Raw genomic sequence first — 25,549 nt, 5'->3', positions numbered from 1 at the left:
CCTACGCCGCCGCCTCCAGATACCGCAGCACCGCGAGCACCCGGCGGTGGTCCGTCCCGGACGGCGGGAGGTCCAGCTTGGTGAAGATGTGGGCGATGTGTTTCTCGATGGCGCGTTCGGTGACCACGAAGGTGGCGGCGATGGCCTGGTTGGTGCGGCCCTGGGCCATCTGGGCGAGGACTTCGCGTTCGCGTGGGGTGAGGGTGTCCAGGGCGGCGGCGCGGCGGCCGGCGCCGAAGAACTGGGTGACGACCTCCGGGTCCAGCGCGGTGCCGCCCGCCGCGACGCGTTCCAGCGCGTCCACGAACTCGGCGATGTCCACCACCCGTTCCTTGAGCAGGTAGCCGACGCCGCCGGCCCCGTCGCCCAGCAGGCGCGCCGCGTAGCTGGTCTCCACGTACTGGGAGAAGATCAGTACGCCGGTGCCGGGGTGGTCCCGGCGGATGGCGACGGCCGCGCGCAGGCCCTCGTCGGTGTGGCCGGGCGGCAGACGGATGTCGACGACGGCGGCGTCCGGGCGGTGTTCGGCGACCGCGGCCCGCAGTGTCTCGGCGTCGCCGACGGCCGCCGCCACCTCCACCCCGCGCAGGGCGAGGAGTTGGGCGAGCCCGTCCCGCAGGATCGCGGAGTCCTCGGCGATGACGACGCGCATGTGTGTGGCCTGCCTTTGCAGCGTGCGGGGGGGGAGAGAACGGTTACGGCTGGGGGATGCGGATGGTGACCACCGTAGGCCCGCCGGGTGGGCTGTCGCAGGTCAGCGTGCCGTCCACGGTACGGACCCGGGCGCGCAGCCCCGTAAGCCCGCTGCCCGCGCCGACCACCGCGCCGCCGCGCCCGTCGTCGCGTACGACGAGCCGCAGCCCGCCCCCGGCTCCGCCGCTGCCGGGCCCGTCCCGCTCCGCGTCCGTACCGCTCGTCACCTCCACCGCCACGCGTGAAGCGCCGCTGTGCTTGACCGCGTTGGCGAGGAGTTCGGCGGCGCAGAAGTAGAGGATGGACTCGACGGCCGGGGACGGGCGGCGGCTCACCGCGCCGGCCGTCACCGTGACCGGCAGGGCACTGTCGGCGGCGAGGGTGGCGAGCGCCGTGTCCAGCCCCTGGTCGAGGACGGGCGGGTGGATGCCGCGTACGAGGTCGCGCAGGTCGGCGACGGCCTGCTTCGCGTTGCCCTGAGCCGTTTCCACCACGGTCAGCAGCTGTGCGCGGTCCGCGTCCGCGGTGATCATTTCGCGGATCATCGTGAGGTGCATACCGAGCCCGACCAGGCGCGCCTGGGTGCCGTCGTGCAGGTCGCGTTCGATACGGCGGAGCGTCGCCGCGGCGTCCTCGACGGCCTGGGCGCGCGTCTCCTCCAGGGTGCGGATGCGCTGCGCCGCCGGGTCGGGGCCGAGCAGCGCGCGCAGCAGGAGGCGGTGCGGGGCCTGCGCCCGGCGCAGCAGCCACGGCGCGACGAGGAGCAGCGCGGCCCCGGCGGCGACGACCAGCAGCCAGCGCGGCCAGGAGTCGAACTCCACCCCGTTCACCTGGAGGGAGACGTGGCGTTCGATCCCGTCCGGTCCGTGCTCGGTGAAGTAGTTGACGTGCTTGAGGACGGGGTGGGCGAGGAAGAGCAGCCCGTACACGTACGCGGCCAGGACGACCAGGAGCGGCGGAACGGCCGTGAACGGCGCGAGGAGGGCGCAGCCGACCGCCCGTCGGCCGGCCCGGTCGCCGAGCACCGCCCGCCGCCAGCCGAGCGCCCCGCTGCCGGTGCGCCGCGCGGGCGCTTCGATGTCCACCGCCAGCAGCCCGCGCGCCATGGCGCGCTGTGCGGCACCGAGGGCCGTCGCTCCCCGTACGGTCAGCGCCAGCAGCCACGGCCCCAGCGCCGTCCACACCAGCACCGTGCTCACCAGGAGTCCCACCAGGACCAGCACCATGCCGAGCAGCGCGAACGGCAGCCCGGCCACGGCGTGCAGCACCGCGGCCAGGTTGCGGGGAGCGAAGGGCGCGCCCGGCCAGTGGCGGAGACGGCCCGCCGGATCGTGCGGTCGGTGGTGCGGTTGCATGGGCCTCAACCTACGGCGGGGGCGCGTGCGGATCGATCGTGCGGGTACGGGGAGCGGGGGTTCGGGTAGCCCCACCCCCGACCGTTCGGGCTGCCCGGCCCCCACACCCCGGCTCCACACCCCGTCCTCACGTCCCGCCCCCTACCTCCCGCCCTCACACCCCGTCCTCCGCCGCGCTGAGGGCAGCGTTCCCCACGGGAAACAGTGCAGATGCGGCCGGGTAACAGCCGCACCGCACGCTGGCGGACATGACCTCGCAACAGCGTGTGGTGGTGATCGGCGGCGGAATGGCCGCCGCCCGGCTCGCGCAGCGCCTCCGTCCGGCAGGCGCCGCCGGCACCGGCGGCGGCCCGGTGCTCACCGTGCTCGGTGAGGAGCCGCACGCGCCGTACAACCGGGTCCTCCTCGCCGAGGTGCTGGCCGGCCGCTACCCGCACGAGGTCATCGCCCTGCCGGCCCCGCACAACGGGGTGCGGTGGCTGAGCGGGGTGCGGGCGGTACGGGTCGACCGGGAGCGCCGTACGGTGCAGTGCGACGACGGCCGGGCCGTCCCGTACGACCGGCTCGTCCTGGCGACCGGCTCCAACCCGGTGCTGCCGCCGCTGCGCGGCCTCTTCCCGCCCGGCCGGCCGGGCCAGGACGATCTGCCGCTCGGCGTCCATCCGTTCCGCACGCTGGACGACTGCACAGCGCTCGACTCGGCCGCCGCACGCCCCGGCGCACGCGCCGTGGTGATCGGCGGCGGGCTGCTCGGGGTGTCCGCGGCGCGCGCCCTGGCCGAGCGCGGCGTACCGGTTCTGCTGGCCCAGCAGGGCGAGCACCTGATGGAACGCCAGCTGGACGCCGGGGCCGCGGCCCTGCTCCGCACCCACCTCGAAGCGCTGGGCGTTGAGATCCACACGGAGTGCCGGGTACGCGGGCTGCGCGTCGAGGACGGCTCCGTGCGCGCCGTGGAACTCGCGGACGGTTACGTATCCGATGCCGGCCTGGTCGTCCTCGCCTGCGGGGTACGGCCCCGCGTCGGCCTCGCACGGGCGGCCGGGCTGCCGGTGGACCGCGGCATCGTCGTCGACGACCACCTGCGGACGGCCGACCCCCGTATCCACGCGATCGGCGACTGCGCGCAGCACGACGGGCTGGTGTACGGGCTGGCCGGCGCCGCCCTCGAACAGGCCGATCTGCTGGCGAAGGTTCTCATGGCGGAGGCCGGGGACGCGGAGGCCGGGGCAGGAGCCGAGGCGGAAACCGGGACGGCCGGGACCGCCGACGCGGAGGCGCGTGCGCGTACCTATCGCGGCACCCGTGCCCTCACCCGCCTCACCCTCACCGGCCCCAGCCCCGGCCCAGGCACGGACTCCACTCCCCACTCCGCCCCCCTGGACCTAGCCGCCTTCGGCACCCCTTCCCCCCGCCCCGGCGACGACGTGATCCACCTGTCCGATGCCACCCGCAGCGCCTACCGCAAGGTCATCATCCGCGGTGACCGCCTGGTCGGCGGCATCCTGCTCGGCGATCTCGGAGCCGTCGGCACCCTCGCCCGTACCTGGGAGGCCGACGACCTGCTGCCCGCGGCCTCCCTGCTGCATCTGCTCACCACCGACCACAGCGGCGGTCCCGGCACCGCCCCCACCACCGCCCCCGACGGAGGCTCCTGACCATGGCTGCAACCGCCGTTCCCACTCTCGTGCTCATCGGCCACGGCATGGTCGGCCAGCGGTTCCTCGAAGCCCTCGCCGACCGTGGGGTGACCGCGCATACCCGGGTCGTCGTGCTGTGCGAGGAGCCGCGCCCCGCCTACGACCGGGTCGCGCTCACCTCGTACTTCTCGGGCCGCACACCGGAGGATCTGACTCTGGCCGACCCGGAGTTCATGGCCCGGCACGGCATCGAACTGCACCTCGGCGACCCGGCGACCGCCATCGACCGCGCGGCGCGCACCGTCACCGCCCGTTCCGGCCTGACGGTCACCTATGACTCGCTCGTGCTGGCCACCGGCTCGTACCCCTTCGTGCCGCCGGTGCCCGGCGCGGACAGCACCGGCTGTTTCGTGTACCGGACGGTCGAGGATCTGCTGGCCATCGAGGAGTACGCCAAGAACTCCCGCACCGGCGCGGTCGTCGGCGGCGGCCTGCTCGGCCTGGAGGCGGCCGGTGCCCTCAAGGGGCTCGGACTGCGCACCCATATCGTCGAGTTCCAGCCGCGGCTGATGGCGGTCCAGGTCGACGAGGGCGGCGGCAGCGCGCTGCGCCGGACCGTCGAGGAGATGGGCCTGAGCGTCCACACCGGTGTCGGCGGCAAGGAGATCGTCGCGGGCGAGGACGGCGCGGTGCGGGCCATGGAGCTGTCGGACGGCTCGCGCGTCGAGACCGATCTGGTGATCTTCTCGGCCGGGGTGCGGCCGCGCGACCAGCTCGCCCGCGACTGCGGGCTGACGGTCGGCGAGCGCGGTGGCATCGGCGTCGACGAGCGGTGCCGTACCAGCGACCCGGCCGTGTACGCGATCGGCGAGTGCGCGCTGGCGGCCGACGGCAGGGTGTACGGCCTGGTGGCGCCCGGCTACGAGATGGCGGAGACGGCGGCGGCCGCGATCGCGGAGGGCCTGAGCGCCCCCACCGCTTCCGACGAATCCGGGGGCCGCGTCTTCACCGGCGCCGACACCTCCACCAAGCTCAAGCTCCTCGGCGTGGACGTGGCCTCCTTCGGGGACGCGCACGGCGCCACCCCGGGCTGCCTCGACGTCGTGTACGCCGACTCCCGTTCCGGCGTCTACAAGAAGCTGGTCATCGGCGCGGACGGCGAGCTGCTGGGCGGTGTGCTGGTCGGCGACGCCGAGTCGTACGGGCTGCTGCGCCCGCTCACCGGCTCCGTGCCCCCGGTCGCCCCCGAACAGCTCGTACTCCCCGCGGGCACCGGCGCGCCGGCCGCCCTCGGACCCGCCGCCCTCCCCGACGACGCGGTGATCTGCAACTGCCACAACGTCACCAAGGGCACCATCCGTGGTGCGGTCTCCGAGCACTCCTGCACCACCGTGCCCGAGGTGAAGAAGTGCACCAAGGCGGGCACCGGCTGCGGCAGCTGCGTCAAGGCGCTGACCACCCTGGTCAACGACGAGCTGGCGGCCGGCGGCGTGGTCGTCGACCAGGGCCTGTGCGGATGCTTCCCGCACACCCGCGCCGAGCTGTACGAGATCGTCCGCACCCGCCGCCTCACCTCGTACGCCGAACTCCTGGACGGCCACGGCCGGGAGGAAGCGCGCGGCGGCGACGGCTGCGAGACCTGCAAGCCGACCGTCGGCTCGATCATCGCCTCGCTCGCCCCCACGGTCGGCGCCGACGGTTACGTCCTGGACGGCGAGCAGTCCGCCCTCCAGGACACCAACGACCACTTCCTCGCCAACCTCCAGCGCAACGGCTCCTACTCCGTCGTGCCGCGCATCCCCGGCGGCGAGATCACCCCGGAGAAGCTGATCGTCATCGGCGAGGTGGCCCGCGACTTCGGCCTCTACACGAAGATCACCGGCGGTCAGCGCATCGACCTGTTCGGCGCCCGCGTCGACCAGCTCCCCCGCATCTGGGCCCGCCTGGTCGACGCGGGCTTCGAGTCGGGACACGCGTACGGCAAGGCCCTCCGTACCGTGAAGTCCTGCGTCGGCCAGACCTGGTGCCGCTACGGCGTCCAGGACTCCGTCCGCATGGCCATCGACCTGGAGCTGCGCTACCGGGGTCTGCGCTCCCCGCACAAGCTCAAGTCGGCCGTCTCCGGGTGCGCGCGCGAGTGCGCCGAGGCACGCGGCAAGGACTTCGGCGTCATCGCCACCTCCAACGGCTGGAACCTCTACGTCGGCGGCAACGGCGGCGCCACCCCGCGCCACGCCGATCTGCTGGCCCAGGACCTCTCCGACACCGAGCTGATCCGCCTCATCGACCGCTTCCTGATGTTCTACATCCGCACCGCCGACCGCCTGGAGCGCACCTCCGCCTGGCTGGAGCGCATCGAGGGCGGCCTCGACCACGTACGCGACGTCGTCGTGCACGACTCCCTCGGTCTCTGCGACGAGCTGGAGTCCCTGATGGCCGCGCATGTGACGGCCTACCGCGACGAGTGGGCCGACACCCTCGCCGACCCGGAGCGCCTCGGCCGCTTCGTCTCCTTCGTCAACGCGCCGGACGCCCCCGACCCGGCCGTCCGCTTCGTCCCGGAGCGCGACCAGATCAAGCCGGACCTGGTCCTGCTGGCGGGTCCGACGCTTCCGGTCCGTACCGCGCTCACCACCTCCGACGCCCGCACCCTGGAAGGAACCGCCGCCCGATGAGCCCCACGACACTCGCCGTAGAACTCCCCGAGGAACAGAAGGAGATCAGCACCTGGTTCCCGGTCTGCGCTCCCTCCGCCCTCGTCCCCGGCCGGGGCGTCGCCGCCCTCCTCCCGGACGGCGGGCAGGTGGCGCTGTTCGTGGACCGCGCGGGACGCCCGTACGCCATCGGCAACCGCGACCCGTTCACCGGCGCGTACGTCCTGTCCCGCGGCCTGACCGGCTCCGCGGGCGGCCGCCCGTTCGTCGCCTCCCCCCTCCTCAAGCAGCGCTTCGACCTGGAGACGGGCACCTGTCTGGACGATCCGGCGGTGTCGGTGCCCGTCTACCGGGTGCGGGAGGTCGCCGAACGGCACGGCGGCTGACCGTTCCCGCTGCCCGCCTCGAACGTGGTGGACCGCGCCCAGCCGGTCTTCTCCACCCCCGGCAATCACGCCCTCCTCCGGCCGGGTGCGTCCCCCACCCGGCCCAGGCGTACGCTGGTGCCCCCCGATGCACCGACGAAGGAGCGCAGCAGGCGTGACCCGTTGGAACACGAGCCACATCCCCGACCAGACGGGCCGCTCGGCGGTCGTGACCGGCGCCAACAGCGGCATCGGCTACATCACCGCCCGCGAACTCGCCCGCCGCGGCGCCCGTGTCGTACTGGCCTGCCGCAACGAAGGGCGCGGGCACACGGCGCTCGCCCGGCTGCGCTCCGAAGTGCCCGGCGCCGAAGTCGAGTTCCGGCAGCTCGACCTCGCCGACCTGCGGTCCGTACGCACCTTCGCGGCAGGCCTCGACGACTTCGACGGTGACCGTCTCGACCTCCTCATCAACAACGCCGGTGTGATGGCACTCCCCCAGCGCCGGACCGCCGACGGCTTCGAGATGCAGTTCGGGACCAACCACCTCGGCCACTTCGCGCTCACCGGCCTGCTGCTGCCCAAGCTGCTGGGCACCCCTGGGGCGCGCGTCGTCACCGTCTCCAGCGGCTTCCACATGCTCGGCAACGTCCACCTGGACGACCTCAACAGCGAGCATGCCTACCGCCGCTGGATCGTCTACGGCCGCTCCAAGAGCGCCAACCTGCTCTTCGTCCACGAGTTGTCGCGCCGCCTCGCGCAGGCCGGCTCGCAGGTACTGGCCGTCTCCGCGCACCCCGGGTACGCAGACACCAACCTGCAGACCGCCGGCGTACGGATGGAGGGCCGTACGCGCGCCGAGCGCCTCGTGGGGCTGGCCAACCGCGTCATCGGCCAGCCCGCCGAGTCCGGCGCCCTGCCGACCCTGTGCGCCGCCACCGCCCCGCACATGAAGCCGGACGCCTTCCTCGGCCCCCGCAACGGCCTGCGCGGCGCGACCGCGCCGTCCCCCCGCGCCCCGTGGACGCGCAACGACACGACGTCGGCGCGGCTGTGGGAGGCGTCGGAGGAGCTGACCGGCGTACGGTACGACTTCGGCAAGGCCGACAGCCCCGGGAGCAGCTGAGTTCGGGCGGCGCAGTCCGGTGCGCCGCAGCCCGGTGGGCCGGTCGGCGGCCCGGTCTGAGATGCTCCTCCGCATGAGCACGCCACCGGACGGATTGCCCGTCTACCGAGTCCTGACCGGTCCGGACGACGCCGCGTTCTGCCGGCGCGTGAGCGAGATGATCGCCCTCGGCTACACACTGCACGAGGGGCCCGCCGTCACCTTCGACGGCGAGCGCGTCATCGTCGCCCAGGCGCTGGTCTGGCCGACGCGGTCGTAGGGGCCTCGGCAGCCGTGGCCGTAGCGGCCTCGGCCGCCATGGCAAGATCCGCTCTCATGTACGAGCAGCGTTACGCCCCGTCCCCCGTCTACCGGCTCCCCGACATCCCCGAGCCCGCCGGCGACCTCCGGCGTCTCACCGCGATCGCCGTCGACGGTGTGCTGCTCACCTGTGTGCTCGGCGTCCTGGGCCTGGGGGTACGGCTCGGTGGCGACCGGCCGTTCGGCGCGTTCTGGGCGACGGCCATCGGGTGCGGGGTCGGCGTCTCGTTCCTCAACCATGTGGTGCTGACCCGGATGCTCGGCGCGAGCGTGGGTAAATTCCTGGTCAGGACACGGGTGATCCTGGAGAAGACCGGCACTCGGCCGCGCGTCCCCCGGCTGGTCAAGCGCTGGCTGGCCGGTTACGGCTTCCTCGTGCTCTGGCTGATCACGGCGCTCTTCGACGGGGAGGACGACCCGGAGGACCTGTGCGGCGTACGCATGGTGCGCCGCCGCGACCTGCTGCCCGCTTAGCGGCGGCGGCCGGCCGGTCGGTCGGTCCAGACCGATCACTCCAGGCCCGACGCCTCGAAGATTTCCCGGGCCCCTTCCCGGTCGACGTGCTCGCCCAGCACCCGCAGCACCTCGCTGCCCGACCGCATCAACCCGCGCTCCCGGGAGAGCCGGGCGCCGGTGTCGAGTACGTGCCACAGGGCCGGGTTGGCGGTCAGGACCTTGGGGTCCAGTTCGACGCGGTCGCCCACCGCGTCGCGCAGCACCAGCCGGGGCGCCATCCCGTCGCTGCGGCGTACGAGGACCAGCAGGTCGGTACGGACCCGGCGCTCGCGCAGCAGCCCGCGTACGGCGAGCCAGCCCGCCCCGGCCGTCACCCGTGTCGGGACGAGCGCCGCGAAGAGCACCACCGCGATGGCCGTCCAGCAGGCGGCACGCAGCGGATCGAGGGTGTGACAGACGAGGTCGACGGCGAGCATGACGCACAGGACACCGGCCGCGCAGCAGGCCGCCGTGCGCAGTTCGGCCGCCCATCGGCGGTCCCGGTACGCCGCCGGGCCGTGCACCGGGGGTGGAAGGGCGTACCTCTTCCGCGTATGCCGTCCATCGCGCAGCCCACCGCCTCTCCGTCCGCTGCCTTCCACACCGCCGTACGCGCCGCCATCCACGCCGTGCGCGCCGCATCTGCGGTCCGCGCCGTCTCCGCCGCCCTTCCCGTGGGCCGTGGCTCCGGCCCCGGGCATCCATCGCCGTCCCATAGCCGTGACGCTAGGGCCGTGATGCCGGAACCGCCGGGATGTTGACGCCGTGCTGACGACGCGTCCCGGGAACTTGACGCACCACTGACAACGCATCAGGCCGTACACGGCGAGTCGAGCGCTGTCCCCCTGCGCCCCGACCGCACTGAAAAAGCCCTTGTAGCCCGACGCGCCGAAGCCCCCGGAAAGCCCCCGTGTGCCACCCTGCAGGTTTTTCGCGCCGAGCAGGCAGGGGGGATTGGCCGGGGGGGCGAACGGCGACGAGATGGGCCGCCAGATGGCCTCTAGCCCCAGGCTCACATGGGACTTTCGGTAATCTGGAAAGCGCCTCGTCGTCCTCCCGGCGTCGAGAACTGCGGCCCCCGAGGGTCTACTTCGGCCTGCCCGCAACACGTTTTCCGTCCAGCGATCCGACCGCTCTCGCGCCATGGCGCGCGGGAGCGCGGTTCGCCGTGCCCAAAAAGGGAGCACTGTGACCACTTCCGGCACTCACGCCGCCTCCGGCAGCTCCGGCGCCGATCAGAACAGCCCGATCGGCCAGAACGGCCATGCCGCGTCTGCCGTGCATGCCGCGTACGACGCCACCGCGATCACCGTCCTGGACGGGCTCGACGCCGTACGCACGCGGCCCAGCATGTACATCGGCTCCACGGGCGAGCGTGGGCTGCACCACCTGGTGCAGGAGATCGTGGACAACTCCGTCGACGAGGCGCTGGCCGGGGTGGCCGACCGGATCGATGTGACGATCCTGGCCGACGGCGGTGTACGGGTGACCGACAACGGGCGCGGCATCCCGGTGGGCATGCACCCGGCGGAGAAGAAGCCGGCCGTGGAAGTCGTCCTGACGGTGCTGCACGCGGGCGGCAAGTTCGGGGGCGGCGGGTACGCAGTCTCCGGCGGTCTGCACGGTGTGGGCCTGTCGGTGGTCAACGCGCTCTCGACCAGGCTGTCCGCGGAGATCTGGACCGACGGCCACCGGTGGACCCAGGAGTACGAGGGCGGGGCGCCGACAGCGCCGCTGGCCCGCCGCGAGTCCACCTCGAAGACCGGCACGTCCCTGACGTTCTGGGCGGACGGCGGGATCTTCGAGACGACCGAGTACTCCTTCGAGACGCTGGCCAGGCGGTTCCAGGAGATGGCCTTCCTCAACCGGGGGCTGACCCTGACCCTCACCGACGAGCGTGCGTCGGCCCGCGCGACGGCCGGGGCCGAGGAGGCGGGTCCGGACACCGCCGGGGAGCGGGCCGCGAAGGCGGTCTCCTACCGCTACGACGGCGGTATCACCGACTTCGTCGCCTACCTCAATGCCCGCAAGGGTGAGCCGGTCCATCCCTCCGTCGTCTCCATCGCCGCCGAGGACACCGGGCGCTTGCTGTCGCTGGAGGTCGCGCTGCAGTGGAACAGCCAGTTCGCTGACAGTGTCTACTCCTACGCCAACACCATCCACACCCACGAGGGCGGCACCCACGAGGAGGGCTTCCGCACGGCGCTGACCACGGTCGTCAACCGGTACGCGCGGGAGAGGAAGCTGCTGCGCGAGAAGGACGGCAACCTCACGGGCGAGGACATCCGCGAGGGCCTGACGGCGATCATCTCGGTCAAGCTGGGCGAGCCGCAGTTCGAGGGCCAGACCAAGACCAAGCTGGGCAACAGCGAGGCCAGGACGTTCGTGCAGAAGGTGGTGCACGAACATCTGACGGACTGGTTCGACAGCAGCCCCGACGAAGCGACCGACATCGTCCGCAAGGCGACGCAGGCGGCCACTGCCCGGCTGGCGGCCCGTAAAGCCCGGGATCTGACCCGCCGCAAGGGCTTGCTGGAGTCGGCGGCCCTGCCAGGCAAGCTGTCCGACTGCCAGTCCAGCGATCCGGCGAAAAGCGAGATCTTCATCGTCGAGGGCGACTCCGCCGGTGGCTCGGCCAAGTCCGGCCGCGATCCGCGGTACCAGGCGATCCTTCCCATCCGCGGCAAGATCCTCAACGTCGAGAAGGCCCGTATCGACAAGATCCTGCACAACAACGAGGTGCAGGCGATGATTTCCGCGTTCGGCACGGGCGTGCACGAGGACTTCGCCATCGAGAAGCTGCGCTATCACAAGATCATCCTGATGGCGGACGCCGACGTGGACGGCCAGCACATCAACACCCTGCTGCTCACCTTCCTCTTCCGCTTCATGCGGCCGCTGATCGAGCACGGGCACGTCTACCTCTCCCGCCCGCCGCTCTACAAGATCAAGTGGGGCCGGGACCACCTGGAGTACGCCTACTCCGACCGCGAACGCGACGTACTGCTGGAGCGGGGCCGGCAGCGCGGCCACCGGGTCAGGGACGACTCCATCCAGCGGTTCAAGGGCCTGGGCGAGATGAACGCCGAGGAACTGCGCGTCACGACCATGGACCAGGAGCACCGTGTCCTGGGCCAGGTCACCCTCGACGACGCGGCCGTTGCCGACGCGCTCTTCTCCGTCCTGATGGGTGAGGACGTCGAGGCCCGGCGCTCCTTCATCCAGCGCAACGCCAAGGACGTCCGCTTCCTCGACATCTGATCGCGCCGGTTCATCGCCTTCGACCTGCTCATGGACAACGACGTCACCCCACGCCGGAAAGTCATCACCAGCTCCGCCGCGGGACTCGACCGGCCCCGGCTCGGCCTCCGAGCCACCGCCGCCCGCCCACTTACCGGTGCCCCGGCCACCCGGTGCTCCGGCCACCCACCCGCGTCGCCGCACCCCCGCCGGGCATCAAGAAGGCGTGAAGAAGGCCGGATCACCCGCCAAAGCCACGCCAAGAACCGGCGCGCCCGTACGAACCGGCACTCACGCTGGGCTGGCCCCGTCACAGGGGTTCTCTTCCCGCAGCGCACGGAGGTACGGCGAACGATGTCGATGGTGTGGAAATCCACGGGCCGGACCGCAGGCCGGGCCACGGACCGGTCCACGGGCCCGGTGCCCGCCCCGGCCGCGCCCTCCCCCGCCCCGGCGGCCCCGCCCGATCCCGGCCCCGACCCGGACGCCCGGCACCGCCTCACCGCCACCCAGGGCCTCGCCGCCCTCTCCCTCGACGCGATGGCCTCCGTGGCGTACGGCCCCGAGTCCATCGTCCTGGTCCTGGCCGCCGCCGGCGCGTACGGACTCGGCTTCACCCTCCCGGTCACCCTAGGCATCGCGGCGCTGCTCGCCGTCCTGGTCGCCTCGTACCGCCAGGTGATCGCGGCCTTCCCGAACGGCGGCGGCTCGTACGCCGTCGCCAAGACCCACCTCGGACGCCGTACGGCCCTGGTCGCCGCGGCCTCCCTCCTCCTCGATTACGTCCTGAACGTCGCCGTGTCGGTGACGGCCGGCGTCGCCGCGCTCACCTCCGCCTTCCCCGGCCTCTACGGCGAACGGCTGTGGCTGTGCCTGGCGGTGCTGGTCCTGGTGACGGGCGTGAACCTGCGCGGCATCGTCGACTCGGCAAAAGCGTTCCTGCTGCCCACCGCCGCCTTCGTGGGTTCGATCCTCGCCGTCGTCGCGGTCGGCCTGTTCCGGGACGCGCCCGCCTCCACCGTGTCCGCCGCCGGCCACGCCTCCGTACTGTCGGACAACGCGACCTCGGTCGGCGCGCTGCTCCTCCTGAAGGCGTTCGCCTCCGGGTGTTCGGCGCTGACCGGCGTCGAGGCGGTCGCCAACGCCGTACCGTCCTTCCGCGCGCCCGCCGCCAAGCGCGCGCAGCGCACCGAGGTCGCCCTGGGCGCACTCCTCGGCGTGATGCTGATCGGCCTCTCGGTGCTCATCGGGCGCTTCCACCTCCAGCCGGTCGAGGGCGTCACCGTCCTCGCGCAGCTCGCGGACGCGTCGCTCGGTCACAACTGGGCTTTCTACGTGGTGCAGTTCGCGACCATGGTGCTGCTCGCCCTGGCCGCGAACACGTCCTTCGGCGGGCTGCCGGTCCTGATGGGCCTGCTGGCCCGTGACAACTATCTGCCGCACGTCTTCGGCCTCAAGGGCGACCGGCAGGTGCACCGGCATGGCGTCCTGGCGCTGGCCGCCGTCGCCGCCGTGCTCCTCGCCTTCTCCGGCGGCGACGTGAACACCCTCGTGCCGCTCTTCGCCATCGGTGTCTTCGTCGGCTTCACCATCTGCCAGGTGGGCATGGTCCGCCACTGGCGGCAGGAACGTTCCCCCGGCTGGCGCGGCAAGGCCGTCCTCAACGGTTTCGGCGCGGTGCTGACCGGTGTCTCGGCCGTCGTCGTAACGGCGACGAAGTTCACCGAGGGCGCCTGGCTCATCGTCATCGCGCTGCCCGCGCTCGTCCTCACCTTCGAGGCGGTCCACCGGGCGTACGGCAGGATCGCGGACCATCTGCACCTGGGCCGCATCCCCGAGCCCCCGCACCGCGACCGCTCCCTCGTCGTCGTCCCCGTCTCCCACCTCTCCAGGCTCACCTGCGAGGCGCTGAACGCCGCCGTCTCGCTCGGCGACGAGGTGGTGGCCGTCACCGTCACCTACGCCGCGCCCGAGGACCGCCGCGCGGCGGAGTCCCTGCGCCGCGACTGGGAACTGTGGAACCCCGGCGTGAGCCTCCTCGAACTCCCCTCCGCGAGCCGGACGGTGGGCCGCCCGATCGCCGCCTACGTACGCGACCTCACCGGCCGGCGCCCCCACACCCGGATCACCGTCCTGATCCCCGAGGTCGAACCGGCCCACCTCTGGCAGCGCCTCCTCCAGAACCAGCGCGGCGCGGTCGTCGCACACGCGGTACGGCGCACGACGGACGCGACGATCTGCCGGTTGCGATTCCGGGTCAGGGCGTAGCCGGCCGGGGCGCCGGGGCCTCGGATGACGGAGGCAGTGTCGATTGTTAGGGTCGCGGGGCCGGAGACCGGTGGGCAACCGGCCACCGGTCACCGGACGGCGGTACCGGGCTCCGGGCTCCGGGCACCGAACGCCGGACACCACCGATCACCTCTGCCAGGACCGCTGTTCATGCCTCTTCTCGGACGGACACTCGCCATCCTCGCGCTGCTCTGCGCGCTCGCCGTGACCGCCATCGGTCTCTGGCGCGACGACGGGTGGCACATCGGCCTCGGTGTCTACTCGGTCTGCAGCGCGACCTTCACCACGGTCGTGGTCTGGCGAGCCCGCCGGTAAGAGCCCGCCGCGCCTCACTTCCCGGAACCGGGCGGCTGGAGGTCCTGCTCCGTCGGGTCCTCCCGCTCGGGCTGGTCCGGCGCCCGGACGAAGTCGTGCGCGCCGTTGTCCGAGGACTGTCCGCCCCAGTGGGGCAGCGGCCGGTCGCAGCCGGTTCCGGGCCGGTTCCCCATCGGCATCAGGGACAGGTCCGAGCCGAGGAACGGCACGATGGAGTACCCGCCGCTGCACATCGGCAGTACGTAGAACCGCTGCGCCTCCAGCTCCTTGTTGTTCGGGGCCTTGGGGTCCTGCGGGTCCGTGAAGCGCATGCCGTCCCGGAGGCTGCCCGGGTTGACCGCCAACCGCTTGCCCTCCCGCTTGTTCTCGAAGCTGTAGACCGTGTTGTTCTTGTAGTAGCCCACCAGGTGGACCACCCACAGGTGCCGCTTGTTGTCGATGTTCTCGACGGGGTCGGTCTCGATCTGGAGGTCACCGTTGTGGGTGAGGTATCCGCCGGTGACCCGGTGGATGATCATCAGCTCGCGCTGGTGCTTCACGGAGGCGACGAAGGTGTCCAGGGTGTTGGGGTACATGACAGCGCCTTTCTTCCGGTGGGTCATTCTTGGCATGCCCGGGCCGTGGCACCGGACGCCCACATATGCCTGTGGCCAGTGGCGTTCACCATGTACGCGCGTAGACACATCTGATACGAAAAGCGCCCACCACACGCCGACTTGCCCCGGAGCGCACGCCCCGCCCACGAACCGCACAGCGCGCGCCCGCCGACCGCCCCCAGGGCCGGTTCCCGTCCTTGCCCGCCCCGCCGCCACGTGCGACAACGGCCCCATGCCGACCTCACCCACCCCGTACGGGGGCCTTCCGCTGCGCCGGCCCACCCGGCCGCCGTTCCTTCTCCCCGCCGACCCGGAGCAGTGCGAACGGTACGGGCCGGTCTTCGGCCCCACCGACGTGACGCCCCTCGACAGCGACCTCACCCGCCACCACCCCGGCACCCCCATCGGCGAACGCATCACCGTGACCGGGCGCGTCATGGACGACCTCGGGCACCCCGTCCCCCACCAGCTCATCGAACTCTGGCAGGCCAACGCCGCCGGCCGGTACGCGCACCAAGGCGACCGGCACGACGCCCCGCTCGACCCCAACTTCACGGGTACCGGCCGCGCCCTCACCGACGCCGACGGCCGCTACGCCTTCACCACGATCAAACCGGGCCCGTACCCGCTCGGCACCCCCGACCACGCCTGGCGCGCCGCCCACCTGCACTTCTCCCTCTTCGGCCGCGCGTTCACGCAACGCCTGGTCACGCAGATGTACTTCGAGGGCGACCCGCTGCTGGCCCACGACTCGATCCTGCACGCGGCCCCGAGCGCGGAGGCCCGGCGCCGCCTGATCGCCACGTACACCCCGGCCCCGTCGCCACCGGACCGCCCCACATCCCTCACCTACCACTGGGACATCGTCCTCGGCGGCCCGTCCCCCACGGTCACCCCCGCCTGACGTCCACCTCGCACCACACGGTCTTGCCGATCTCCCGGTCCCGCACGCCCCACCGCGCGGCCACCTCCCGCACGAGCACCAGCCCGAGCCCTCCTGGGGCGTCGCCCCCTGGCTCCCGTACGTACGGCCGGGCCTCCCCTCGCGCATCACTGACCGATACCCGCAACACGTCCTTCCCTACGGTCAGGTGCAACCGCACCAGCCGCCCCGGCACTTTCCCGTGCACGATCGCATTCGTGAGCAGCTCCGACACGAGCAGCTCGACATCGTCCACGTGCTGCCCGTACCCCCTCTCCCACAGCAGCCGCACCGTCCGGTACCGCGCGAGCCGCACGCTCTTGGGGAACGGCGCGTAGTCGAGCAGGTCCTCGTAGAGGACGACTTCTGTGGGGTCATGCGGAGAGATCATCGACGGCCACCTCCGGTTTGAGCAGCGCGCACCAAGCAACCAGGCCACGCAGAGCAACAGCACGTCGACCGTCCTGGGCCGCAGACTCGGTGGGGAGCTCCTTGCCCTCCGGGCAGCCTCGGAGTTGACACAGCCCCAGGCCGCAAAGGTACTGAGCGCCTCCACTGCGAAAGTCGCCAAGATGGAGCGCGGTTGGGTTCCCATTCGCGACCCCGACATTCGCGCCCTCTGTGACCTGTACGGCGTGCGGGACCCGCACACGGTCGGCGGCCTTCTGGAACTGGCCCGCATCGACCGCGAGCGCCGGAAGGCGAAGGGATGGTGGAGCAACGCCCCCGTCGCGCCCGCGATGAGGGAGTACGTCGCTCTGGAGAGCGCCGCAACCACCATCAGGGCGTGGCAAATCGCGTACATCCCCGGGCTGCTGCAGACGGAACGCTACGTACGAGCGCTCAATCCCGATCCTCACTTCGTAGCCGGACGGCTCGCCCGCCAGCGGCGTCTCGGCGACGAGTCTCCGCTCCACTTGCGCGCGGTTCTCTGCGAGGCAGCTCTCCGCAACCTTGCGGGAGGCCCCGAGGTGATGGGTGAACAGCTCGCCAGCCTGGTCAGGTCGGCCGAAAAACCGAACGTGTCGGTACGGGTGCTGCCCTTCCGTGCGGGTGCACAGCTGGGCATGGGGTGCGCCTTCAACATCATCTCGTTCGCAGAGCCAGGCGCGATGGACGTCGTCTACATGGAAGCCCTGCACGCCCAGGCTTGGATCGAAGGCGGGCAGGAGGCTGCCCGGCACGACGAGGTGTTCGAAACAATTTCAGACCAAGCGCTCAGCGAGCAAGAGTCGCGGACGTTCATCACCAGCGTCAGCAAGGAGTTGTGAACCATGCCGGAGTTCGCCTTCCGGAAGTCCACCTACAGCGATCACGAACACGAGTGCGTCGAAATCGCCACCAACCACCCCCACGCCATCGCCATACGCGACTCCAAGAACCCCACCGGCCCCACCCTCCACCTCTCCCCCACCACCTGGACGGCCTTCCGGACCGCGCTGACCAGCGGCTGGTTCGAGCACTGAGTGGACGTTAGCCGGGTGTTAGCGAAGCGGCAGCCTGGCGTCAGCGGCTCTGGAGAGAGTGAGTGACGTACCGAGCCGACACCAACGCCGACCACCCGGGGGAACCCGTAATGAGCTCCAACGCCACTGCCCGCGCCGCCCGTCGCCGTACCCTCCGTGTCGCCGCCGCGGCCCTGGTCGCCACCGCCGGCCTGACGCTGACCGCCTGCTCCGGATCGGACGCCGCCACCGGCACGAAGGCCGCGGCCCACTCGGACTCGGCCCCGGTGGCCGCCGCCCCCAACGCCGCGGACGCCGGGGGCGCCAAGGCCGGCACCAAGGCGGGCGCCGCCGCGGGCAAGCAGGCGGGCAGCTCGCACGCCGCCCCGTCCAAGGCGGGGGCCCCGGTCCGCGTCACTCCCCTGGCGGACGGCATCAGCAAGGCGGAGATCTACAAGCTGGGCGACCAGCGCTACCGCGCCAAGATCGTTGCCCGCGGTGATGTGCTGGCCACGCTGGAGACGAACCAGCGCGACGCCGGGCTCAACGCCAACGACATGTTCATCGTGCTCTCGCTGGACGGCAAGGTCCACTCCTGGATGGGCGGCGGACAGCAGGGGCCGGGCACCTTCAAGCTCGCGGGTGGCTGGACGGCCAAGGTCACCAAGGTCGGCGAACTCCACTTCCGTGCGCAGATCCTCGGCAGGGACGGCTCGGTCGACGGCACGATGGACGCCAACCAGCACGACGCCGGGCTCGAAGCCAACGGCGTGCACATCGTGCTCAGCACCGGCGGCGTGATCAGCGCCCATCAGTAACCCAGGGCCGCCGATAGCCCCCGAAAGCCCTCAGTAGCCCCGCCCCTCCCCCCGTAGAGCCCCCTCGCCCCGGTGTGACACACCGGGGCAGCGGGCTTTCAACTGGCCGCCCCTACGGCGCCTTCACCCCGGTTCGAGGCGGTCGGCCGAGAGCGCGAAGTCCAGGCAGCCGGCGGACTTTCTCGCCTGTTCGACGACACGATCGCACCCGGCCAAGTACGCCTCGCGGGCGTCGGGGGTGACGTGGAGCTTGCCGGCCAGGATGATCACGGTCGTCTCCTTCGCAGGGATTCGGGGACCCTGTACCGAAGGATGCACCAGGGGTCTGACATCCCGAGGTCGAGCCACGTTCGCCCCGGCGGCCTTCCAGGCCGCACCGCGGGGACACCTCCGCAAAAAACCGGTAAGTCTCCGACGCCTCCGTTGGTATGGTTCCCCCGATCTTGGGGGGCTCGTTCGGATCGACGGTGCGGAGTGGTGCGCCCTCCCATGCCCTCCGCCGTGTACGCGACGCCCGGTGTCGCGCCCATCTCGCCAGGAGGGCAGATGAAACGTTCCATCGCACAGAGACCCCGGCGCTCCCGGCCCTTAGAGCCGTTGCGGCGGCTCGTGGCCGGTGCCGTCGTGTTCGGGCTCGCGGCCAGTGCCGGGCCCCTGGCCGCGCCGACGGCCGTCGCCGCTCCCGCGGCTCCGGCGCTGAAGATCGCGCAGGGGTCCGAGATCGTGAGCGCCGGGCCCACCGGCTTCCTCTCCGTCGACCCGAAGAACACGCTGCGGTGGACGCGTTACGCGGACGGGGCGACGACCGAGCTGGGGCAGGACAGCGCCCAGTACACGCAGACCATCAGGCACGGGGCCGCGTCCGACGTGGTGGCGCTGCCCGACACCGCGTCCCACAACGTCACGCTGCGCGACATGGCCGCCGGATCGTCCACCGTCGTCGACCTCGACAAGCCCGGCTACTCGTACGAAGGCACGGTCGGGTCCTGGGTGATCGCCTCCAAGTACGACGGGAAGAAGTACGAGGCGCACGTCCTCGGGCTGGTGGACGGCGAGCTGAGCGACCGGAAGATCACCGGGCTGCCCGACGGCATGCGGGGCTTCGCGGCGGTCGCCGGGTCGCCCGGTTCGGCGCTGGTGCGGTTCCCCCAGATGCCGGAGTCGGCCCCCTACCAGTCCAACACCTATTCGGTCGTCGATCTGGTCGCCGCGAAGGTCAGCGACGAACGCGGACTGATCACCGACGACTGGGCCGGTGCGGCCCTGTCCCCGACGCGGATGGCGTCGATCGGCGTTTTCCAGACCGGCGACGAGAACGTCAGCGTCGACACCGCGAAGCGCGGGCCGGAGCGGCAGTCGTGGAGCCTGAACCTGCGCGGCGTCTACACCACCATGGTGGGCCTGGTCGGCGACTGGGTGCTGTACGGGAACCAGGACAAGGCGTCCGAGGGACACGACGACTGGACCACGGCCTTCCGCGCCGTCCGCATCGGCGGCGGGCTGGAACGCAAGGTGCTGGACCACGCCACCTCCTCGGCACCCACGCCCGAGGGTGACCTGCTGGTCATGGGCGGCTCCGTGGACCAGGGCGAGGGCCTGTACCGGGTGTCCGCCGGGACCGACGGCGCGCCGGTGACCAAACTCGTCGCCAGCACCGGTGAGCCCACCAAGCTCACCCTGATCGACTCCTCCGTCCCGGCCGCGGCCCCGCTGGAGAACGGCCACTGGAAGGCGCGCTGGCAGTTCTCGCGGCTCAACGCCGCCGTGGACATCACGCTGCGCCACACCGCCTCCGGAAAGGAGCGCACGTTCGAACTGCGCCCCGACAACCGGGAGATGAAGCCGGGCTGGGTGGACGTGGACTGGGACGGCCTGCTCGGTTGGGGCCCCGACACCGTGGCCGCCCCCAACGGTGACTACACCTGGAAGCTCACCGCCAAGTCGAACAACGGCGTCGGCCCCGACCTGAACGCGAACGGCAAGTTCACCGTCCGCCGTACGACCGCCGGGCACGACTACACCGACGACGGTTCGCCCGACCTCCTCGTCCGTGGGGAGGGCGGCGTGCTGATGAGCCGCGACACGTACTTCGACGCCCAGAAGAAGCCGCAGCTCAACGAGAGCACCCAGACCTGGGTCGGCCCCGGCTGGAACGGCTACGACCGGATCGTGGCCGTCGGTGACGTGGCCGGCGCCACCGCCGGGGACATCGTGACGCGCGACACCTCCGGCGTGCTGTGGCTGTATCTGAGCAAGGGCGACGGCACGTTCGACGACCGGATCAAGGTCGGCGCCGGCTGGAACATCTACGACGAGATCACCGGTGGCAGCGACCTGAACGGCGACGGCCGTGGCGACCTGCTGGCGCGGGACCGGTCCGGGACACTGTGGCTGTTCCAGAGCACGGGCAACTGGCGCACGCCGTTCGCCCCGCGCAAGCGGGTCGGCTCCGGCTGGAACATGTACGAGAAGCTCATCGCCGTCGGCGACGTGGCGGGCGGCACCGCCGGGGACCTGGTGGGCCTCGACTCCTCCGGCGTGCTGTGGAGCTACCTCGGCAAGGGCGACGGCACCTTCACCGACCGGACGAGGATCGGCGGCGGCTGGGGCGGCTACCGCCAGCTCGTCGGCATCGGCGACACCAACGCCGACGGCCGGGCCGACCTCTTCGCCACCATGGCGGACGGCACGTCGTACATCTACCGCGGCACGGGCAACTGGCGGGCTCCCCTCGCCGATCGCGAGCTGACCGGCATCAAGACGCCGTCGTACGAGACGATCGCCTGACGGGCGAGCACGTCGGCAGAAGTGAACACGAGGGCCGGCACCGGTACGACGGTGCCGGCCCTCGGCCTGTCCGCCGACCGGGCCGGGGTGCGGCAACAGCGGGCCGTCGCGTGGCGCTCACTCCTACGGGCGCCGTCACCGGCCCGTTTCGCGTGGGTGCAATGCGCTCGTCACGTGGGTACGGCAGAGTAGGCGCTCGCTGCGACGTTGATCGTCGATCACGTGAGCAGCGCGACGGCCACGCGCGACAGGCACGGACACGAGCACGGGACACGGGCACGGGACACGAGCGACGCAGGGGGCGATCGGACATGACACGCGGCAGCGGTACGGGCACCGGCATCGACGGCGGAATCGGCAGACGGCAGGTGCTCGGTGCGGCCGGTGGCGCCGCGCTGGCCGCCGTGCTGGCGGCCTGTGGATCCAACACGGGGCGTAACGGCAAGGGTTCGGGGCCGGCACTCAGCCAGTGGTACCACCAGTACGGGGAGCCGGGCACCGAGCAGGCCGTCAAGCGGTACGCCGCCGCGTACGACAAGGCGCGGGTCACCGTGCAGTGGCGGCCCGGTGACTACGACCGGCAGACCGCCGCCGCGCTGCTGACGGACTCCGGGCCGGACGTCTTCGAGGTCAACGGGCCCAAACTGGACCAGATCAAGGGCGGCCAGGTCGTGGACCTGACGGCGGAGATCGAGTCCGTCAAAGGCGACTTCAACCAGGCGGTGCTCGCGCCGAAGATCTGGCAGGACAAGGTCTGGGCGGTTCCGCAGACCGTGGACACACAGCTGCTGTTCTACCGGAAGAGCATGCTGAAGGCGGCCGGTGTCGAGCCGCCGCGCAGCGTCGACGAGCTGGTGGAGGCCGCGAAGACGCTGACCGACCGGCACCGGAAGGACAAGGCCAAGGGGCTGTTCCTGGGCAATGACGGCGGAGCCGCCGTGCTGGGCGGTACGCCGCTGTTCGCCGCGGGGCTGAGCCTGATCACGGAGGACGGGAAGGTCGGTTTCGACGACCCGGCCGCCGCCCGCGTTTTGGGCAAGGTCCGGCAGCTGTACGCCGATGAATCGTTGCTGCTGGGGGCGCCGACGGACTGGTCCGACCCGGCGGCCCTCGTACAGGGGCTGACCGCCATGCAGTGGTCGGGGCTGTGGGCCCTGCCGCAGGTCAAGAAGGCCCTGGGGGACGACTTCGGGGTGCTGCCGTTCCCCAAGGATGACGGAGCCGGGAAGCCGGCCGTCCCGGTGGGCGCGTACGGCTCGGCGGTCAGTGCGCGCGGCAAGCACCCGAAGGAAGCCAAGGCGTTCGTGAAGTGGCTGTGGGTGGACGGAACCGACAAACAGGAGGACTTCGCCCTCTCGTACGGCTTCCACATCCCCGCCCGTACCTCGCTCACCAAGAAGGCCAAGCAGCTCAAAGAAGGCGCGGCGGCCGACGCGGTCTCGTACGCCACCGAGTACGGCCACGCCGAGCCGCTGCTCTGGACGACGCCGAGCAGCACCGCCTACCAGGACGCGCTGAACCGCATCATCAAGGGCGGCGCCAATCCGGAGAGCGAACTGAAGGCGGTCGTGCGCACGGTCGAGGCCGAGTTGCAGCGGGCGAAGAAGAAGTGAGGGGGGCGAAGGCGGGGGCAGCGGCGAAAGCAGGGGCGCGATCCGGCGGGCCGCTGGGGCGCCTTCGGGGGGCGCAGAACCGGAACCTATGGTTCTGGGCCTTCGTGGGGCCGTTCGCGATCGGCCTCGCGCTGTTCACGTACGTACCGCTCGCCTGGAGCGTCTACCTCAGCTTCTTCGACGCGCACAACACGGTCAACCCGACGGATTTCGTCGGGCTGGACAACTACGCGGCGATGCTGAGCGACGACGCCTTCCTGAGCAGCCTGGGTACGTTCCTGCTGTTCACGGCCTTCATCGTGCCGGCGACATATGTGCTCTCGCTCGCCCTGGCCCTCATGGTCAACCGGCTGCGTTTCGCCCAGGCGTTCTTCCGCTCGGTCTTCTTCCTGCCGACCGCGTGCTCGTACGTGGTGGCCGCGCTGATCTGGAAACTGTCGATCTTCAACGGGGTGCGGTTCGGGCTCGCCAACACCGTGCTGGGGTGGTTCGGCGCGGACCAGACCGCCTGGCTGTCCACGACCGACCCGCCCTGGTACTGGCTGGTGATCGTAACCGTACGGCTGTGGCTCCAGGCGGGGTTCTTCATGATCCTGTTTCTGGCGGGGCTGCAGCGGATCTCGCCGCGCCTGTACGAGGCCGCCGCGGTGGACGGCGCGCGACCCGGCTGGCAGACGCTCCGGTACATCACGCTGCCGCAGCTGCGCGCGACCTCGGTCGCCGTCATCCTGCTGCTGGTGATCAACGCGTTCCAGGCGTTCGACGAGTTCTACAACCTGATGTCCGACGCGCGCGGCTACCCGCCGTACGCGCGCCCGCCGCTGGTCTACCTCTACTACACCGCCCTCGGCCAGGAGCAGAACCTCGGCCTGGGCAGCGCGGGCGCGGTGATCCTGGCGCTGATCGTCGCCGTGGCGACCGTCGTGCAGGCCCGCTGGTTCGGCCTCGGACGGAAGGAGGACTGACAGATGACAGACACTCCCACCACCACGTCCGTGGGACGCCGCGCACGGTCCGGTGCCCGGCAAGACCCGCGCGTGCGGGCCGGGCGCGCGCTGCGGGCGGTGATCGTCGCCATCCTCGCCGTACTTTTCCTCATCCCGTTCTACCTGCTCGTACGCAACGGTCTGGCCACCGAGCAGGACATCACCGCGCCCGACTGGACGTTCTTCCCGCGCGACATCCAGTGGTCCAACCTGACCGAGGTCTTCGACGACCCGAACCTGCCGATGGCGCGGGCGCTGCTGAACTCCACGCTGATCGCGGTCTCCACGACGGTGGGCACGGTGCTGCTGGCGTCGCTGGCCGGGTACGGGCTGGCCCGCATCCCGTACCGGCACGCGAACGTCGTCTTCTACGCCATCCTCGGCACGCTGATGGTCCCGGCGGCCGTCACCTTCGTCCCCAGCTTCGTCCTCGTCTCGTCGCTCGGCTGGATCTCGACCCTGCGCGGACTGATCGTCCCGGCCCTGTTCAGCGCCTTCGCCTGCTTCATATTCCGCCAGTACTTCCTCGGCTTCCCACGGGAGCTGGAGGACGCGGCGCGGGTGGACGGGCTCGGGTACTGGCGTACGTACTGGCGGGTCGTGGTGCCCAACTCGCGGCCCGTCTTCGCGGCCGTGGGCACGATCGTCTTCATCGGCGCCTGGAACGCGTTCCTGTGGCCGCTGGTCATCGGACAGGACCGCGAGTCCTGGACGGTACAGGTCGCGCTGTCCACGTTCACCACGGCGCAGAACCTCAACCTGCACGAACTGTTCATCGCCGCGGCCGTCTCCATCGCGCCGCTGGTGGTGGTGTTCGTGCTGTTGCAGCGGTACATCGTGGCGGGGGTGGAGCGGTCGGGGATCGACGACTGAGCGGGGGCCGGAAGGCTAGAGCGAGCCGATGGCATCGGCCACCGTGGCGCCCGCGTGCGCCATGCCGGTGCCGTTCGGGTGGTACGAGGCCGCCACCGAGCTCGGCAGCAGCCCTTCCGTCCACTTGTCTCCCCTCGCGGCGCAAACTCCGTGCCCGGCGCTGGGCGTACGGATGTCGACATAGGCCGCGCCGCCCGCGGCGGCCCGCTCGGCGAGGACGATGTGCAGGCGGTCGATGGTGTTCTGCAGATAGTCGGCGTCGCCGGGCCAGATGGGTTCCCTCGGCCAGCAGCCGCCCGGCTGGAAGTACGTGCCGTACGAGACGACGTACACCTTCGCGTGCGGGCAACGGCGGTGGATCTGCCCGAGGGCGGCGGCGACCTTGGGGGCCGTCCGGACGACCCGTTCGGCCAGCCGGTCGCGGCCACCGGCCGTGTAGAACGACTCGCATGTCCGGGCCAGGCCCATCGCCTGGGGTTGCAGCCGGACGCAGGACGGCATGGCGGTGCCCAGGCCGACGTCGTTGGCGCCGATGGCGAGCGTGACCAGGTCGGTGTCCGCACGCAGGGCGTCGAACTGGGGAGGTACGAGACCGGCTTGCCGCCCGGCCAGGTCATTGGTGGAGGCTCCGCTGCAGGTGACGTCGGTGAGTGCGGCGCCGAGGCGCGCGGCGGCGACGGCCGGCCAGTTCCGGTTCGACCGCAGGCAGGCCAGGTTGGTCTGGGCCGGGATCAGAGGTCCGGCGGCCGAGGAGTCGCCGAGCGCCACGTAGTGGGGTTTGCGGGGAGACGTGGTGCGGGCGGCGTCCGCCGTGGCGGCGGGCGTGCCGAGGGCGGCCAGTGCGGCGGCCGCCGCGACAAGGCATCCGGCACGGCGCGGGTTTCTGAGCATCGCACTCTCCTGCTGTTCGTGGGGGGAGTGACGATTGCGGGCAAGGAAGGCTCCCCGGAAGACCCGGCCGCCAAAAGTCCGTGAGGCTCCCATCTGTACGCACCGTGCTGACCGGCGGTACGAAAATCCGGTGGCGGTGCGCCGGGACC

General features: G+C 71.5%; 24 protein-coding genes. 17 read left to right on the top strand and 7 right to left on the bottom strand.

All coding sequences use genetic code 11. The features are described from left to right. Window position 1: 1 nt before the first annotated feature. A complete protein-coding gene (locus tag ACZ53K_RS26510) occupies window positions 2–652 on the bottom strand; it encodes a response regulator transcription factor (protein WP_468841112.1) in 651 nt (216 codons plus the stop codon). A gap of 43 nt (window positions 653–695) precedes the next feature. After that, window positions 696–2,048, bottom strand: coding sequence for a sensor histidine kinase (locus tag ACZ53K_RS26505; protein WP_468841110.1), 1,353 nt, complete (start codon window positions 2,046–2,048; stop codon window positions 696–698). A gap of 248 nt (window positions 2,049–2,296) precedes the next feature. Between ACZ53K_RS26505 and ACZ53K_RS26500 the strand changes: the two genes are divergently transcribed. The 6 genes from ACZ53K_RS26500 to ACZ53K_RS26475 all read left to right on the top strand — a co-directional run bounded on the left by ACZ53K_RS26500 (window position 2,297) and on the right by ACZ53K_RS26475 (window position 8,604). Further along, window positions 2,297–3,703 carry an NAD(P)/FAD-dependent oxidoreductase gene (locus tag ACZ53K_RS26500; protein ID WP_468841108.1) on the top strand — a complete coding sequence of 469 codons (1,407 nt, stop codon included), beginning with the start codon at window positions 2,297–2,299 and terminating at the stop codon, window positions 3,701–3,703. 2 nt (window positions 3,704–3,705) lie between these two features. Next, entirely contained in the window at window positions 3,706–6,360 is a 2,655-nt protein-coding gene (gene nirB / locus ACZ53K_RS26495; RefSeq protein ID WP_468841106.1) for a nitrite reductase large subunit NirB, read from the top strand. Next, window positions 6,357–6,725 carry a nitrite reductase small subunit NirD gene (gene nirD / locus ACZ53K_RS26490; protein ID WP_468841104.1) on the top strand — a complete coding sequence of 123 codons (369 nt, stop codon included), beginning with the start codon at window positions 6,357–6,359 and terminating at the stop codon, window positions 6,723–6,725. Before nirB ends, nirD begins: the two co-directional genes overlap by 4 nt. A 154-nt stretch (window positions 6,726–6,879) precedes the next feature. After that, entirely contained in the window at window positions 6,880–7,830 is a 951-nt protein-coding gene (locus ACZ53K_RS26485) for an oxidoreductase (RefSeq protein WP_468841102.1), read from the top strand. Window positions 7,831–7,903: 73 nt separating this feature from the next. After that, window positions 7,904–8,089 carry a DUF1737 domain-containing protein gene (locus ACZ53K_RS26480; RefSeq protein ID WP_468841100.1) on the top strand — a complete coding sequence of 62 codons (186 nt, stop codon included), beginning with the start codon at window positions 7,904–7,906 and terminating at the stop codon, window positions 8,087–8,089. Window positions 8,090–8,145: 56 nt separating this feature from the next. Further along, window positions 8,146–8,604 carry an RDD family protein gene (locus ACZ53K_RS26475; RefSeq protein WP_468841098.1) on the top strand — a complete coding sequence of 153 codons (459 nt, stop codon included), beginning with the start codon at window positions 8,146–8,148 and terminating at the stop codon, window positions 8,602–8,604. Between the two features lie 35 nt (window positions 8,605–8,639). Here the strand turns inward: ACZ53K_RS26475 and ACZ53K_RS26470 are convergent, their stop codons facing one another. Beyond that, entirely contained in the window at window positions 8,640–9,149 is a 510-nt protein-coding gene (locus ACZ53K_RS26470; protein WP_468841096.1) for a hypothetical protein, read from the bottom strand. Between the two features lie 664 nt (window positions 9,150–9,813). Here ACZ53K_RS26470 and gyrB point away from each other — a divergent pair. From gyrB to ACZ53K_RS26455, 3 genes are all read left to right on the top strand, one after another. Further along, a complete protein-coding gene (gene gyrB / locus ACZ53K_RS26465) occupies window positions 9,814–11,886 on the top strand; it encodes a DNA topoisomerase (ATP-hydrolyzing) subunit B (protein ID WP_468841094.1) in 2,073 nt (690 codons plus the stop codon). 333 nt (window positions 11,887–12,219) lie between these two features. Beyond that, window positions 12,220–14,133, top strand: coding sequence for an APC family permease (locus tag ACZ53K_RS26460; protein WP_468841092.1), 1,914 nt, complete (start codon window positions 12,220–12,222; stop codon window positions 14,131–14,133). A gap of 171 nt (window positions 14,134–14,304) precedes the next feature. Beyond that, window positions 14,305–14,469, top strand: a complete 165-nt coding sequence (locus ACZ53K_RS26455) for a hypothetical protein (protein ID WP_468841090.1) — start codon at window positions 14,305–14,307, stop codon at window positions 14,467–14,469. Window positions 14,470–14,483: 14 nt separating this feature from the next. Here ACZ53K_RS26455 and ACZ53K_RS26450 read toward each other — a convergent pair whose 3' ends face one another. Further along, complete coding sequence (locus ACZ53K_RS26450; protein WP_468841088.1) at window positions 14,484–15,044, bottom strand: hypothetical protein; 561 nt, start codon at window positions 15,042–15,044, stop codon at window positions 14,484–14,486. 253 nt (window positions 15,045–15,297) lie between these two features. Between ACZ53K_RS26450 and ACZ53K_RS26445 the strand changes: the two genes are divergently transcribed. Next, window positions 15,298–15,969, top strand: a complete 672-nt coding sequence (locus ACZ53K_RS26445) for a dioxygenase family protein (protein WP_468841086.1) — start codon at window positions 15,298–15,300, stop codon at window positions 15,967–15,969. Here the strand turns inward: ACZ53K_RS26445 and ACZ53K_RS26440 are convergent. Further along, window positions 15,956–16,378 (bottom strand): ATP-binding protein, encoded by a 423-nt coding sequence (locus ACZ53K_RS26440; protein WP_468841084.1) that lies wholly within the window; start codon window positions 16,376–16,378, stop codon window positions 15,956–15,958. The genes ACZ53K_RS26445 and ACZ53K_RS26440 overlap by 14 nt on opposite strands. Before the next feature lie 73 nt (window positions 16,379–16,451). On the opposite strand from ACZ53K_RS26440, the gene ACZ53K_RS26435 reads away from it, so the two are divergent. The 3 genes from ACZ53K_RS26435 (at window position 16,452) to ACZ53K_RS26425 (ending at window position 18,250) form a co-directional block, all read left to right on the top strand. Further along, entirely contained in the window at window positions 16,452–17,258 is an 807-nt protein-coding gene (locus ACZ53K_RS26435) for a helix-turn-helix domain-containing protein (RefSeq protein WP_468841208.1), read from the top strand. Between the two features lie 3 nt (window positions 17,259–17,261). After that, a complete protein-coding gene (locus ACZ53K_RS26430) occupies window positions 17,262–17,453 on the top strand; it encodes a DUF397 domain-containing protein (RefSeq protein ID WP_468841082.1) in 192 nt (63 codons plus the stop codon). 110 nt (window positions 17,454–17,563) lie between these two features. After that, entirely contained in the window at window positions 17,564–18,250 is a 687-nt protein-coding gene (locus tag ACZ53K_RS26425; protein WP_468841080.1) for a hypothetical protein, read from the top strand. Between the two features lie 123 nt (window positions 18,251–18,373). On the opposite strand, the gene ACZ53K_RS26420 is transcribed toward ACZ53K_RS26425, so the two are convergent. Further along, on the bottom strand, window positions 18,374–18,520 hold the full coding sequence (locus ACZ53K_RS26420) for a putative quinol monooxygenase (protein WP_468841078.1): 147 nt from the start codon (window positions 18,518–18,520) through the stop codon (window positions 18,374–18,376). 276 nt (window positions 18,521–18,796) lie between these two features. Between ACZ53K_RS26420 and ACZ53K_RS26415 the strand changes: the two genes are divergently transcribed. The 4 genes from ACZ53K_RS26415 (at window position 18,797) to ACZ53K_RS26400 (ending at window position 24,509) form a co-directional block, all read left to right on the top strand. Then, window positions 18,797–21,037 carry an FG-GAP repeat domain-containing protein gene (locus ACZ53K_RS26415; RefSeq protein WP_468841076.1) on the top strand — a complete coding sequence of 747 codons (2,241 nt, stop codon included), beginning with the start codon at window positions 18,797–18,799 and terminating at the stop codon, window positions 21,035–21,037. 311 nt (window positions 21,038–21,348) lie between these two features. Then, window positions 21,349–22,650, top strand: a complete 1,302-nt coding sequence (locus tag ACZ53K_RS26410) for an ABC transporter substrate-binding protein (RefSeq protein ID WP_468841074.1) — start codon at window positions 21,349–21,351, stop codon at window positions 22,648–22,650. Window positions 22,651–22,703: 53 nt separating this feature from the next. After that, window positions 22,704–23,615 carry a carbohydrate ABC transporter permease gene (locus tag ACZ53K_RS26405; RefSeq protein ID WP_468841206.1) on the top strand — a complete coding sequence of 304 codons (912 nt, stop codon included), beginning with the start codon at window positions 22,704–22,706 and terminating at the stop codon, window positions 23,613–23,615. 3 nt (window positions 23,616–23,618) lie between these two features. Continuing rightward, window positions 23,619–24,509, top strand: coding sequence for a carbohydrate ABC transporter permease (locus ACZ53K_RS26400; protein WP_468841073.1), 891 nt, complete (start codon window positions 23,619–23,621; stop codon window positions 24,507–24,509). A gap of 15 nt (window positions 24,510–24,524) precedes the next feature. Here the strand turns inward: ACZ53K_RS26400 and ACZ53K_RS26395 are convergent, their stop codons facing one another. After that, window positions 24,525–25,400 (bottom strand): SGNH/GDSL hydrolase family protein, encoded by an 876-nt coding sequence (locus ACZ53K_RS26395; RefSeq protein WP_468841071.1) that lies wholly within the window; start codon window positions 25,398–25,400, stop codon window positions 24,525–24,527. Window positions 25,401–25,549 lie beyond the last annotated feature (149 nt).

Source organism: Streptomyces sp. NPDC033221 (assembly GCF_055577005.1).
This window is presented reverse-complemented; position numbering and strand designations above follow the sequence as displayed.

What these genes read in the sequence shown, in the direction of transcription:
- ACZ53K_RS26445 (WP_468841086.1), top strand. Translation starts at nt 15,298, where the DNA reads ATGCCGACCTCACCCACCCCGTACGGGGGCCTTCCGCTGCGCCGGCCC.
- ACZ53K_RS26430 (WP_468841082.1), top strand. Translation starts at nt 17,262, where the DNA reads ATGCCGGAGTTCGCCTTCCGGAAGTCCACCTACAGCGATCACGAACAC.
- ACZ53K_RS26480 (WP_468841100.1), top strand. Translation starts at nt 7,904, where the DNA reads ATGAGCACGCCACCGGACGGATTGCCCGTCTACCGAGTCCTGACCGGT.
- ACZ53K_RS26415 (WP_468841076.1), top strand. Translation starts at nt 18,797, where the DNA reads ATGAAACGTTCCATCGCACAGAGACCCCGGCGCTCCCGGCCCTTAGAG.
- nirB (WP_468841106.1), top strand. Translation starts at nt 3,706, where the DNA reads ATGGCTGCAACCGCCGTTCCCACTCTCGTGCTCATCGGCCACGGCATG.
- ACZ53K_RS26455 (WP_468841090.1), top strand. Translation starts at nt 14,305, where the DNA reads ATGCCTCTTCTCGGACGGACACTCGCCATCCTCGCGCTGCTCTGCGCG.
- ACZ53K_RS26400 (WP_468841073.1), top strand. Translation starts at nt 23,619, where the DNA reads ATGACAGACACTCCCACCACCACGTCCGTGGGACGCCGCGCACGGTCC.
- ACZ53K_RS26505 (WP_468841110.1), bottom strand. Translation starts at nt 2,048, where the DNA reads ATGCAACCGCACCACCGACCGCACGATCCGGCGGGCCGTCTCCGCCAC.
- ACZ53K_RS26450 (WP_468841088.1), bottom strand. Translation starts at nt 15,044, where the DNA reads ATGTACCCCAACACCCTGGACACCTTCGTCGCCTCCGTGAAGCACCAG.
- ACZ53K_RS26475 (WP_468841098.1), top strand. Translation starts at nt 8,146, where the DNA reads ATGTACGAGCAGCGTTACGCCCCGTCCCCCGTCTACCGGCTCCCCGAC.
- ACZ53K_RS26395 (WP_468841071.1), bottom strand. Translation starts at nt 25,400, where the DNA reads ATGCTCAGAAACCCGCGCCGTGCCGGATGCCTTGTCGCGGCGGCCGCC.
- ACZ53K_RS26410 (WP_468841074.1), top strand. Translation starts at nt 21,349, where the DNA reads ATGACACGCGGCAGCGGTACGGGCACCGGCATCGACGGCGGAATCGGC.
- ACZ53K_RS26425 (WP_468841080.1), top strand. Translation starts at nt 17,564, where the DNA reads ATGAGCTCCAACGCCACTGCCCGCGCCGCCCGTCGCCGTACCCTCCGT.
- ACZ53K_RS26510 (WP_468841112.1), bottom strand. Translation starts at nt 652, where the DNA reads ATGCGCGTCGTCATCGCCGAGGACTCCGCGATCCTGCGGGACGGGCTC.
- ACZ53K_RS26440 (WP_468841084.1), bottom strand. Translation starts at nt 16,378, where the DNA reads ATGATCTCTCCGCATGACCCCACAGAAGTCGTCCTCTACGAGGACCTG.
- ACZ53K_RS26460 (WP_468841092.1), top strand. Translation starts at nt 12,220, where the DNA reads ATGTCGATGGTGTGGAAATCCACGGGCCGGACCGCAGGCCGGGCCACG.
- ACZ53K_RS26500 (WP_468841108.1), top strand. Translation starts at nt 2,297, where the DNA reads ATGACCTCGCAACAGCGTGTGGTGGTGATCGGCGGCGGAATGGCCGCC.
- nirD (WP_468841104.1), top strand. Translation starts at nt 6,357, where the DNA reads ATGAGCCCCACGACACTCGCCGTAGAACTCCCCGAGGAACAGAAGGAG.